Source organism: Xinfangfangia pollutisoli (genome assembly GCF_020179405.1).
Classification (GTDB): Bacteria; Pseudomonadota; Alphaproteobacteria; order Rhodobacterales; family Rhodobacteraceae; genus Pseudogemmobacter; species Pseudogemmobacter pollutisoli.
In genome coordinates, this window is the sequence record NZ_JAICBZ010000104.1 from 1 (window position 1) to 11,885 (window position 11,885).

Here is an 11,885-nt window from a genome sequence, read left to right on the forward strand (position 1 = left end):
AGCCCGACCGCGCCGTGCCGGGGCTCAGCACGATCCTGCGCCGCCGCTCGGGCCTGGCCATGACCACGCCCCTGCCCGGGCTTTACACGCAAGGAGGCTGGGACCATGCCCGCGATTTCGGCGCCGGGCTGGCGGTGACCGCCGCCCGCGACCGCGCCGCCGCCCTGTTCAAGACCCCGTCCCCGCCGCAGAACGACACGCCCGATCTGCTGATGGACCGGCTGCAGGATGCCACGCTGGCGCAGTGGGATGCCTATCTGGCCGATCTGCGCGTGCCCGATTTCGCCTCGCCCGAAGTGGCCGTGCTGGTCTCGGGCGAATTGGCCCGCCAGGCCTCGCCGCTTGAGGCGCTGCTGCGTGAGGTCTGGGTCCAGGCCGGCGGCGCCGACCGACAGCGCGGCCATGACCTGCAGATCCGCATCGCCGCCGATCTGGGCCCGATGATCCAATATGTGGAAGCCGGGCGGATGCGCGAAATCGCCCGGCTTTTCGCGGGGTTGAACGTGGCCCTTGCCGCGCAGGACCGCGATCAGGAGAAAGGCCAGCAACGGCTGATGTCGGTGCAGGACCGCGCGGCCTCGGTCGCGGCGCTGGGCGTGGCGCCCAAGGTCGTGGTCCAGATCGTCGAGGATACGCTGGCCCAGACCGGCGCCGCCCATGCCGATCTTCTGTCGAACGATCTGACCCGGGCCTGGCAGACCGAGGTGCTGCAGGCCTGTCTGGGCGCCACATCCGGCCGCTTCCCCTTTGCCGATCCGGGCGAAGATGCCGACCCCCAGCGCCTGGCCGATGTCTTCGCCCCCGGCGGGCGGATCGACCGTTTCGTCAAGGGCGCCGCGGCCGAAATGCTGGACAGGACCGACACGCCCTGGCGCTGGAAACCCGAAGCGCGGTTCGAGGGGCTGGCGCCCGAAAGCGCCGTCTTCCTGCAGCGCGCCTCGGAAATCGGCGTCGGCCTGTTTCCCAAGGGCCGGATGGAAGCGACGCTGACCCTGTCGGCGCTGGCCGAGCGGGGGCAGGCCACGGTCGCCCTGGGCGGCCAGTCGGGCCCGGTCGAGGCGGCAAGCGACAGTCTGGTCCTGGCCTGGCCCGGCCCCGATCCGGCCCAGGGCATCGCGGTGACCTTCACCACCGGCGCGGCCCAGGCCCGGCTGGCCGAGCCGGGGCTTTGGGGGCTGATGCGGCTGCTGGCGCCGCTGCGCCTGCGCGACCGCGATCAGGGCCAGCGCTTCCTGATCGACCTCAGGGCCGAAAACGCGCGGCTGTTTCTGGAACTGGTCTTCGACACGCCGCAGAACCCGCTGGCCCGGCGCGACCTGATGAAGGGCCTGACCTGCCCGCCCGTGCTGTAGCGGCGCGGTCGCCCCCGCGAAAACCGGGCAGGAAGCCCGCAGGGGCCGGAAATTCGGACGCGCAAAACCGCGCGAACCGGGCTATAGTTCCGCGCGCGCATTCTTCGCATTCCTTTTTCATCCGCCCCTTCCTCTGTGTCATTCAAGGACGCCAGACGTGAGCCAGGACCGTGATATTACCGTCGAGATTCCCGCCATCGATGCCGAGATCTTCTTCGCCCGGATGGAGGGCGACGAGGCGATCTCGACCCCATTCGCCTATTCGCTGCTGATTTCCTGCAAGGATATGGAGCTGGACCCGCTGAAGGTTCTGGGCTCCAAGGCGCGGGTGACGCTGCAGGCCACGGGCGACGGCTCGGTCCGGCATTTCCACGGCCATGTGGCCGATTTCGCCTTGGACGAGATCCGCGACGATCTGGCCTTCTTCCGCATGACGTTGCGGCCCTGGCTGTGGTTCCTGTCGCTGGATACCGACAACCGCATCTTCCAGGACATGACGACGCCCGACATCATCGAAAAGGTCTTTGCCGACTGGCCTGAGGCGAAGGTCAAGCTGATGCTGCGCGGCAAGTACCAGAAGCGGCATTACTGCGTGCAATATGGCGAAAGCGACCTGGATTTCGTCCAGCGCCTGATGGAAGACGAAGGCATCTTCTACTGGTTCGACCAGGGCGAAGACGGCCACACGCTGGTGATCGCCGACAGCAACGATGCGCTGGCCCCGGCCGAAGGCAGCGAGGACGTGCCCTATGAGCCCGACAGCCGGGTCTCGTTCCGCGATGGCGATTTCATCACCCATTGGGTGCCGAAGGCCCAGGTCCGCAGCGGCAAATTCGCCCAGACCGATTACGATTTCGAAAAGCCCTCTTTCGACCTGATGGTGGTGGAAGAGGCGCCCCTTGGCCATGACCAGGACAAGGCCGAGGTCTATCACTATCCCGGCCGTTATGTGGATCTGGGCCCCGGCGGCAAGATCGCCGAGATCCGCCTGCAGGAATTGCAGGCCCATCAGCGCCGGGTCGAGGCGCGGGGCACGGCGCGGCACCTGGGCGCGGGGCGGGTGTTCAGCCTGACGCTGTTCCCGCGCGAGGCCGAGAATGCGAAATACATCGTCGTGGCGGCGCATCATGAAATGTGGGACGAGGAATTGCGCGCCGGCCAGTCGCGCGACGGCACCGGCTATCTGAACCGGCTGGAACTGTCGCCCGCGACCGTGCCCTTCCGCCCGCCCCGCCGCACCCGCAAGCCGCGCATGCAGGGGCCGCAGACCGCCGTGGTCACCGGCCCCTCGGGGGCCGAGATCTTCACCGATGAATATTCCCGGGTGAAGGTGCAGTTCTTCTGGGACAGGCTCGGCCGCAAGGATGAAAACACCACCTGCTTCATCCGCGTCTCGGCCGCCTGGGCGGGGGCGGGCTGGGGCTTCATCCAGATCCCGCGCATCGGCCATGAGGTGATCGTCGATTTCCTGGAAGGCGACCCGGATCAGCCGATCATCACCGGCCGGGTCTACAATGCCGAACAGACCGTGCCTTACGGATTGCCCGGCAATGCCAGCCAGTCGGGCTGGAAAAGCTGGTCCACACCCGGCGGCGGCGGCTGGAACGAGTTGCGGTTCGAAGACAAGGCCGGGGCCGAGGAAGTGTATTTCCAGGCCCAGAAGGACCATGTCGAACTGATCAAGAATGACGAGACCCGCACCATCGGCCATGACTTCGCCGAGGATGTGGGCCATGACGCCCAGCAATCCATCGGCCATGACCGCACCGAAAGCGTCGGCAACAACAAATCGGTCAGCGTGGGCAACAACCAGACCACCTCGATCGGCGTGAATGACGACGAGACGGTCGGCTCGAACCGCACGCTGACCGTGGGCGCGAATGAGACGATCTCGGTCGGCGCCAATTCGACCGAGACGATCGGCGCCAACCATGTCCAGACCGTCGCCATCGCCCAGGCGATCACCGTGGGCGGGGCACGGGCCGATACGGTGGGCGCGGCCGAGGTGCGCAGCGTCGGCTCGTCGCAGACGAACACCATCGGCTCGAACCGGACAGTCACCGTGGGCGGCAAGCAGACCCATACCATCGCCAAGGATGACAGCTGGACCGTGGGCGGCAATCACTTGGTGCAGATCGCCAAGGATCAGTCGATCGAGATCGGCGGCCAGATGGTGGTGAAGATCGCCAAGGACCAGGCCACCGAGATCGGCGGCGGTCAGGGCACCAAAGTGGCCAAGGATTCGGTCTTCGACATCGGCGCCAGTTTCGGGCTGAAGGCCGGCAAGGCGATCACCATCGAAGCCGCCGATGCGATCATCCTGAAAACCGGCTCCGCCTCGATCGCGCTGAAGAAGGACGGCACGATCAATATCGAGGGCAAGGACATCACCATCAAGGGATCGGGCAAGATCAACGTCAAGGCCTCGGGCGACGTGACGGTCAAGGGCTCGAAGATCCTGAACAACTGAACAGGGGCGCCAGCGCGGCCTCGGGTTCGCCCGGATCGCAGGGCACGGGCGCGTGGTCCCTGGCCCAGATCAGCATCGGCGGGCCCGCCTCGGCCCCGGCGGGGGGGACAAGCGCCTGCAGCGCCTGATGCAGATCGTCGGGCCCCTGCCCGCTGTCCTGCGCAAGGCGCAGCAGATCGGCCGCGGCATCGGCCCAGGGGTCCAGCGCCGCGGGGCCCGGCAGCGCCTGGGCAATGGTGAAGGCCGCCAGCGGAAAGCGCCGGCCGACCCGATCCGTCCCGGGCAATACCACGCCCGCCGCCACCCTGCCCCCCGATTGCAGCCGCAACCGCAGCCCGCCCGCAGGCCAGCCCGCGCGCCGGGCCAGATGGGCGGCGGCCCAAGCGTCCCAGAAGGCCTGAAACCCGACCGGCAGGCCACGGGTCAGGAAATCGCCAGCCACGGGCAATTTGCCGTGAAAGCCGGTAAGATGCGCGGCGCCTAAAACCCCTGCGGACATTTGAAATTGCCGAACATGGTCAGATCGAAGGGGTTTTCCACCGAGGCCGCCCGCAATTCAAACCGCGCCGAAAAGCCGCTGGCCGACAGCGTCAGCGTAAACAGCTCGGGCAGGTTCGTCTTCGCCAGGCTGCCCTTGCGGATCATCCGCAGCCAGGCCCAGGCCCCGGTTTCCGAAGTCAGGATCTCGCCCGAGCCATCGACGGGGGTGAAGGACAGCGAGATCAGGTTGGTGCCGTCCTTGCCCGGCCAGGTCATCGCCTGCGGCCGCGCGGCCGAGTTGAAATAGACCAGCTGCTGGCCGTCAAGGTTCAGCGTCACCCGGCTGGCATTGCCCGACAGGTCCTTCGGTTCCAGCGAGAAGGCCATGATCGGCCCCGCCCCGCCCGGGAACAGGCTGTCGCGGATGGCGCGGGCGCGCTCGAACGGTTCAAGCGTCGCGGCCGGCAGGCCGAAATCGGCCCGCCATTGCCAGGGCCGCACCGTGGTGTCGATATAGGGATCGAGATGCGTGGTGGTGAAGCCGTCGATCAACCCGCCCGGCCCGAACAGGCGCTGGAAATCGGCCGTATTCACGTCGATCGCGCTGCCGGCTTCGAACGGATAGCGCCCGGCGGTGGCATTCTGGCAGAAGGGCAGCACATCGGCCTTCCAGCGCGCATTCAGCTGCGCCACGACCGCATCGCGGGTGACGGTGATCGTGTCGCCGGCAAGCCCGGTCAGCCAGTCATCCACCGGATCGGGCAAGACCTTGGCCACATTGGCCAATTGCCCGGTCAACTGCGGCAGCCCCCCCCGCGCCAGCAGCGCCGCTTCCGGGTCGGGGCTGGCCGCCACGGTCTGCAGTTCATTGGCCAGCGCGCCCAGCGCGGTTTCGGCATCGGTGATCAAGGGCGCCACGCCGTCAACCTCGGTCACCGTGGCCTTCAGGGGCGCGAAATGCGCGGCAATCGCGCTGCCCGGCGCCGCGCCGCCGGCATCGGTCAGCGCCGCCTCGCCGCCGCCGATCTTGCCCGCGGCCTTCGATCCCTTGGTGATCAGCGCCCCCACCTTGCCGGCCTTCTTCAAGGCCCCCTTGATCAGCCCGTCGGTTGCCGCACTGTCTTCCGCTGCCGGCTCTTCGCGTACCGCCAGAAGATCGGTCTCCTCGACCACCGCGCGCAGCAGCCGCTTCAGCGAGCTGTCCGCGCTGGCCAGGTCCTTCAGATTGGCCGTCGCCACCGTCAGATCGGTGATCGGCGCCAGCCGCACATCGCGCAGGAACCCGTCCCATTGCGCAATGAAATCATCGCTGTACAGCTTCAGGATATCGGCCTGCAGCTGCGGCACCGAGGTGTCGGAACTGTCGGCGCAGCCGCCTTCGAACACCGCCCGGTCCAACGCCATCTGCGCCGCCACTTCGGGGATCAGGGGCAGGATCACAGAATGGAACCCGTCATAGGTATAGGCGCCGGGCAGGCCGATGCGCAGGGTCTTTTCCGACAGCCGCGTCAGCACCTTGGTAGAATTCGGCCCCGCCTTCTCGGCCGGGATCCAGTCGGGCAGCGCCGTCACCGCCGAATCGGCCATCAGCGTCTTGTAGGCCCGGACCGACAGGGGCACGGTGCAAATCGCCTCAAGCGCCTTGGCGACCAGCAGGTCATCGGGCGCGATCCGGTCTTTCGCCTCGTCGCCCGAAGCCCGTTCGATCGCGGCCAGTTCATGGCCCAATGCGGCCTCGTTGGCAAAGGGCGGGATTGGGGCGAATTGCGGCAGATCCTCTTGCCACCAGTTCGACAGGCTGGCCGCGTCATAGGGCGCCTTGCCGGTCAGCATGTGATAGGATTTCAGCGCGCCCAGCAGGAATTCGGGATTGCGGATCTCGCGCCACATCGTGGCTTCGATCAGCGCCACCATGCGCGGTTCCAGAATGGTCTTCAGCCCATGATCATAGGCGATCTTGCGCGCCCGGGCGAGGTCGGTTTCCGCCGTGGGCCCGGCCAGCGTCAGGACCGAGGCCTGGCGCGGCGACTGCGCCTTGACGATCTCGTCCATCGCCTCCAGCGCCACATCCAGATCCAGCGGATCGGTCGGGGCCTGGCGCGCGGCGACATTGGTCAGCCGCTGCGACAGATCGGCGGTCAGCCGGGCCTGATCGGCGATGGTGCCGGAATAGGACAGGTAGCTGAACAGGAAGGCCAGCCCCGCCAGCGTCACCGCCAGCGCCGCCCCGGCGACCGAGCCGCGCCAGATCCAGACCCGGCGTTCTTCGGCCGCGCGGTCGAACTGGCCCAGGCCCGCCTCGGGAAAGATCACCTCGGCCAGAAGGTCGCGCAGGAAGTAGCTGCGCTGTTCGCCCATGGCACGGCGCGGCGGCAATTCGGCACGCATGCCGTAGCTGGCCGCCATCTCGCCCAGCATCCGGTCGATCGGGCTACCTTCCTGCGCGGCGGAGGTCAGGTAGAAGCCGCGCAACCAGGGCGCCTCTTCATAGCGGCTTTCGCCGAAGACGGTTTCGACCAGCGCCTTCAACGCCGCTTCCAGCCGTTCCACCTGAGCCGGAAAACGGAACACTTCGGCCCGCCAGGGCAGCGGATTGTCTTCGGCCATCCGCGCCGAAAGCCGCGCTTCCAGCCGCGAGACCAGCCCGCGCAATTCGCGCGCCATGGCATTGCCCTCGGCCCTTGCATCGGTGGGGAAGGTGGCGCCCCAGACCTGTTCGCGTTCCTTCGTCGTCAGATCGGCGAAGAACGGCTCGAACCCCGGCACCAGATCGGCCTTGGTCACCATCAGATAGACTGGCAGCTGGATTTCCAGCTTCTCGCGCAATTCGGCCAGGCGCTTGCGGATCGTCTTGCCATGCGCCCGCAGCGCGGCCTCGTCGCCCAACAGCTCCTGCAGGGACAGGGTGACGATCACCCCATTCAGCGCCCGGCGGCCCCGGTGCTTTTTCAGCAGATCCAGAAAGCCGCCCCATTCGGTGGCGTCAATCTCGGGGTTCGATTGCTGTTCGACATAGCGCCCGGCCGTGTCGACCAGCACCGCCGTATCGGTGAAGAACCAGTCGCAATTTCGCGTGCCGCCCACGCCCTTGATGTCGTCCGACAGGTCGATCGGGAAATGCAGGCCCGACTGTTTCAGCGCCGTGGTCTTGCCGGTGCCGGGGGGGCCGATGATCACATACCAGGGCATTTCGCGCAGGAACTTCTTCGCGCCCAGCCGGGATTTCTTCATCTGCCCCAGGATATCGGCGAATTTCGTGTTGATCGCGGCCAGGTTGGCATCGCCCGGCCGGGTCTTGTCGACCGGGGGCGCGGCCAGTTCGGTCACGAACATGCGGTTCTTCCGCGCCGCGCGCAGCTGCGAGATCAGCACCGAGAACAGCCAGACCAAAGCCACGCAGGCGATGGCGATCAGCCGGTTCAGCTCGGGCTCCAGCGGGTGCAGATCGCCGAAAGCCAGAAGCGCGCCGAATTGCCAGATCAGCGCGCAGAGCAGCAGAATGCCGATGAAGATCCAAAGCTTGCGCGAAATCAGAAAGCGAAGGATGGCCTTGATCATGCGGAACATGGGTTACAGCCTTTTCTCGATCTTGATCTCGATCCGCCGGTTCTGGGCGCGGCCTTCTTTGGTCTTGTTGTCGCCCACGGGTTCGGTATCGGCGCGGCCTTCGGATTTCACCGCCTCGGCAGGCAGGCCGGCCGCGACCAGAAGCTTGGCGATGGTGGCTGCGCGGGCCTCGGACAGGCCCTGATTGGATTGGAACGGGTTCGAGGATTGCACGGGTACGGAATCGGTGTGCCCGATCACGGTGACGCGGCCGATCACGTCGGCATTCTCAAGGATCACCGCGGCGATCGCGTCGATCAGCGGGGCATATTCGGCGTTGAGATCGGCCTTGGCGCTGCGGAAGAGTTCCGGCGCGCTGCCCTGGATCGACAGGACCGCCAGCGACACATCCTCGCGCCCCGCCAGCGCCTTGGCGGTGGCGGCTGGGGCCTTGGCCTGAAACAGCGGCAGCAGTTCCAGGATCACCGGCTCGACCGGCTGGATCGGGGTTGTGGCCAGCGCCTCAAGCTCGGCCGTGTCGCGCACCGGGCGGAAGACCCCGGCCCGTTCCTTGGGCGGCAGGGCTGCGGCCGAGACGAAAAGCTGTTCGGCCTTGTTGCCCAGTTGCAGCGACAGGGCGGTGTAGATCCCCGCGATCAGCGCCACCGCGACCAGCCAGACCGTCCACAGCGGCACGGCAAAGCGGCGCGGTTCGTCCGGGACCTTCACCCCATCGGCATGCGGCGACAAAGGCGCCGCCATCACATCGGCGCTGCGCAGATGCCGGGCGATCTGACCGCGCAGACCCATGATCGCCGCCTCGCCCGAAGGGCCCTGCGGCCGGTATTGGCCGCGGAACCCCAGCGACAGGCACAGATAGGCCAGTTCCATCAGTTCGGGGTCGCGGTTGGGATAGGCCAGCAATTCCTCAAGATGGCGGAAAAAGCGGGTGCCGGCATCGACCTCGCCCGACAGGGCCGTGACCAGGGGCTGGCGCGGCCAGTCCGAATGCCCGCCCCAGGGCGTGTTCAAGGCGATGTCGTCGATCAAAGCGGCCACGAACCAGGCGGCCTGATTGGCGCGGGTCAGGGGCTGGCCCAGCGCCACCGCCGCATCGCGCGCCTCGATCAGCCCGGCCTGCAACCGCTGGCGCAGGATGTCGGGCTGGGCGGGCGGGGCGGCGCGTTCCAGTTCGGGCGCGAATTCCAGCACCGGTGCGAAGGCGGTGACCAGGGGGTTCGCATGCGGCCGCGCGCCGCGCGCCCGCGCGGGCCCGGGCGGCGGCGGCGCATAACCCTGCGCGGAGAAGCCGCCAAAGCCGCCCGGTTGCGGGGCGCCCCAGGCCGGTTGCGGTTGGCCATAGGGCTGTTGCGGCGGATAGGCCGGTTGCGACGGCGGGGCATAGGGCTGCTGCGGCGTCTGGGTGCCGCCGCCCGGTGGCCGGATCCGCGTCCGCCCGGCATCCGAGTTCAGCCCAAAAGGATCGTCCTTCTCGCCCATCTCGCGCTACCTACTTACCGCATAGCAGTCGATCTGCGGCTCGCTGTCGATCTGGCCGGAAATCCCGATCACAAAGCCCGGCGCATTCAGCAGCTGGGCGAAATGTTCGGATTTCTGGTTCAGCTCCAGACACAGCCTTTCGCCGTCATAGGGGATCTCGCGCGGCTGGCTGTGCAGGGGTTTCAGCGCAATGCCCGGCAGGCGTGATTTCCACAGCATCTCGAAGGCATCCGCCGCCCCCACCGTCGCCTGATCGACGAACAGCCGCCGCAGCAGGTCTTCCGACAGGGTCGATCCCACCCGCAGCACGATCCGGCTGGAGCGCAGGATATCGGGGTTGTCGATGCGGACCTTCCAGATGTTCGTCGCATGCTTGGCCACCGGCAGCGCCCGCGATTTGGGTTCGACATGGCGCAGGGACAGCATCAGGCTGCGCAAGGTGTCGGCCAGGGCGATGAAGGCGGGTGCGGGGTCCAGATGGTCATATTCCGGCAGGTCCGACAGCCGGCGCGAGGACGAGCCATAGGTCGCCATCCGCCCGGCCAGGCCCACCAGATCCTCATACAGCGCGCAAGGATGGATCAGCGCCTGCGCCAGCAGATGGGCGATGCGCGGGCGGGCGGCATTGGCCAGTTCCAGGATCAACAGGTTCTCGACCGAGCGCCCCGCCCCGCCCAGAACCATGCCGCCATGCGCCTCGGCGATGCGGTCCAGCCCGGTTACCACCTCTTGCAGGAAACCCGCATACCAGGGATGCGCGGCCATGGTCAGCGCCGGCGGCAGATCGCCCTCGCGCAGCGCGACCGAGCCATCGGCGCGCAGCCCGTCCACCCGCGCCAAAGGCAGGGTGACGAAACCCGCAACGGCCTCGCCCGGCGCCAGCAGCCGCAGGGTCAGCCTGGCGATTTCAACCTCGGCCGGATCGGCGCCATTGCGGATCGTATCGCGCAATTCGACGATCTCGCCCCGGTAGCGCGCGCCCGAAGGCTCGGCATGGGCCGGGTCCATGGTCGCGGCCCCGGCCTGTTCGACCGGGATCGCCAGATGCACCGCGCCCGAACTGCCGGCCGCGATCTTGACCGGAGCCGGCGGCGCGGCGCTTGCGGGAATGGAAAACGGCGTGCCGTCGGGCATCAGCCCCCGGGCAGTGCGGATGGCGATCTGGCCCGCATCCAGCGCGGCACGGTCCAGCTCCAGCCGGGCAAAGCCCGTGGCCTGCCAGGGCGCCACCTGCAGCGCCGCCCGCATCATCGCCTCGGCATGGCGGTCCTGCTGCTGGAAATGCTGGCTGCGCAGGTACAGACCCTCGCTCCAGACCACCCGGTTGCCTTCACTCATCCGCCATTCCTTCCCCTGTCCTGCCGCCCGCGCGCCCGCCTTAGCCCGCCTTCAGGCTGACGCCCGCGCCGGTGACGGTCACGCTCAGCGTCACGTCCTTGTCGGCCGCGACCGCCATCTTGGCGCGAAACACCTTGCCCCCCGGATCGCGATAGCCGGCGATCACACCGATCACCGTGGTCGAGGCATCCAAGCCCACCGCCAGCGTCTTGGCCGCGCCGGGCGTCAGCGCGATCTGGTCGGCCTTGACGAATTCACCGCCCAGCGCCGTCTGCGGGGTTTGCAGGGCAAAGAAATCGGCCCCGTCAAACGCCCCGGCCGAGCGCATCTGCACGATCTGCAGCGTCAGCGGCCGGTCGGCGCCGTCGGGGCCGGGATTCATCCCCGCAGCCCCCTGCGCCACCACGGTTGCCACGCCGGGCCCCGAGGGTGCGCAGGCCGCAAGCCCCAGAAGTGCCGCCGAGCCGATCAGGAAATCACGCCGTTCCATCATCCGTCCTCCTTGGTTCGCCTTCATATGCGGCGCGGAAATCCGCGCCGACCTCGCCCAGAAACCGGTCTTCGGCGGATTTCGCCATGTCGCGATACCGCTCGCCATATTCCTGCCAAAGCCGCGCGGCCCGCCCGCCCGAGACCAGCGCCTTCAACACGCCCACATCCTCGACCTCGGCCTCGAACTGGGCCGGGTCGAAGCGGTCGATCATCCGGCGCAGCGCGGATTGCACGCCCTGCCAGCTGCGGCGGTGATGGTCCATCAGATCGGCCACCGTGCCCGCGATGGCAGCGTCCGGGTCCAGATAGCCGGGGCCCTTGGCCGAGACCAAGGCCGCCACCGCATCTTCGGGCGTCACCAGGAATTTCAACGGGTTGACATTCGCCGCCCCGATCACCGTCTGCGCCACCCGCGCATTGCCCTTTTCCTGCGCCCGCATCCGCAACAGCTGCACCAGCGCCTCGGCCATGGCGCGATAGCGCCGGCCCAGCGCTTCCATCTCGGCCGGGCTGCCGGTGAAACCCGGCGGGGCCGTGATGCCAAGCCCGGCCAGGAATGCCGCGACGGCCGCAGCATCGGGCGCGGGATCGGCCGCAGCATCGGCAAGAGCATCGGGCGCCGGATCGGGGGCCGGCGCGGACCGGGGGGCCAGAGCGGCCAGCGGGGCGGGCGACGGGGCACGGGGCGGGGCGACGGGCGGCGGCAC

Annotated in this window: 8 protein-coding genes; 2 read left to right on the forward strand and 6 right to left on the reverse strand. The window is 68.0% G+C overall.

Annotation, left to right across the window (positions count from 1 at the left end; genetic code table 11):
• Both K1Y73_RS19550 and K1Y73_RS19555 read left to right on the forward strand, forming a co-directional pair.
• Nucleotides 1-1,352 (forward strand): ImcF-related family protein (locus K1Y73_RS19550; RefSeq protein WP_318248260.1); only part of this gene is annotated, 1,352 nt, incomplete at its 5' end.
• 157 nt (nucleotides 1,353-1,509) lie between these two features.
• Nucleotides 1,510-3,822: a type VI secretion system Vgr family protein gene (locus tag K1Y73_RS19555; protein WP_225029982.1), complete on the forward strand. Its 2,313-nt coding sequence runs from the start codon at nucleotides 1,510-1,512 to the stop codon at nucleotides 3,820-3,822.
• On the opposite strand, the gene tagF is transcribed toward K1Y73_RS19555, so the two are convergent.
• The 6 genes from tagF to tagH all read right to left on the reverse strand — a co-directional run.
• A complete protein-coding gene (tagF, locus tag K1Y73_RS19560) occupies nucleotides 3,794-4,321 on the reverse strand; it encodes a type VI secretion system-associated protein TagF (protein ID WP_225029983.1) in 528 nt (175 codons plus the stop codon). The genes K1Y73_RS19555 and tagF overlap by 29 nt on opposite strands.
• A complete protein-coding gene (gene tssM, locus K1Y73_RS19565) occupies nucleotides 4,303-7,869 on the reverse strand; it encodes a type VI secretion system membrane subunit TssM (RefSeq protein WP_225029984.1) in 3,567 nt (1,188 codons plus the stop codon). Before tssM ends, tagF begins: the two co-directional genes overlap by 19 nt.
• Before the next feature lie 3 nt (nucleotides 7,870-7,872).
• Nucleotides 7,873-9,348, reverse strand: a complete 1,476-nt coding sequence (gene tssL, locus K1Y73_RS19570) for a type VI secretion system protein TssL, long form (RefSeq protein WP_225029985.1) — start codon at nucleotides 9,346-9,348, stop codon at nucleotides 7,873-7,875.
• A gap of 6 nt (nucleotides 9,349-9,354) precedes the next feature.
• Nucleotides 9,355-10,686, reverse strand: a complete 1,332-nt coding sequence (gene tssK, locus K1Y73_RS19575; protein ID WP_225029986.1) for a type VI secretion system baseplate subunit TssK — start codon at nucleotides 10,684-10,686, stop codon at nucleotides 9,355-9,357.
• Nucleotides 10,687-10,726: 40 nt separating this feature from the next.
• Nucleotides 10,727-11,176, reverse strand: a complete 450-nt coding sequence (gene tssJ, locus K1Y73_RS19580; RefSeq protein WP_225029987.1) for a type VI secretion system lipoprotein TssJ — start codon at nucleotides 11,174-11,176, stop codon at nucleotides 10,727-10,729.
• A partial coding sequence (gene tagH / locus K1Y73_RS19585; protein ID WP_225029988.1) for a type VI secretion system-associated FHA domain protein TagH occupies nucleotides 11,163-11,885 on the reverse strand: 723 nt, incomplete at its 5' end. The genes tssJ and tagH, both read right to left, overlap by 14 nt.

What these genes read in the sequence shown, in the direction of transcription:
- tagF (WP_225029983.1), bottom strand. Translation starts at nt 4,321, where the DNA reads ATGTCCGCAGGGGTTTTAGGCGCCGCGCATCTTACCGGCTTTCACGGC.
- tssJ (WP_225029987.1), bottom strand. Translation starts at nt 11,176, where the DNA reads ATGGAACGGCGTGATTTCCTGATCGGCTCGGCGGCACTTCTGGGGCTT.
- tssL (WP_225029985.1), bottom strand. Translation starts at nt 9,348, where the DNA reads ATGGGCGAGAAGGACGATCCTTTTGGGCTGAACTCGGATGCCGGGCGG.
- tssM (WP_225029984.1), bottom strand. Translation starts at nt 7,869, where the DNA reads ATGTTCCGCATGATCAAGGCCATCCTTCGCTTTCTGATTTCGCGCAAG.
- tssK (WP_225029986.1), bottom strand. Translation starts at nt 10,686, where the DNA reads ATGAGTGAAGGCAACCGGGTGGTCTGGAGCGAGGGTCTGTACCTGCGC.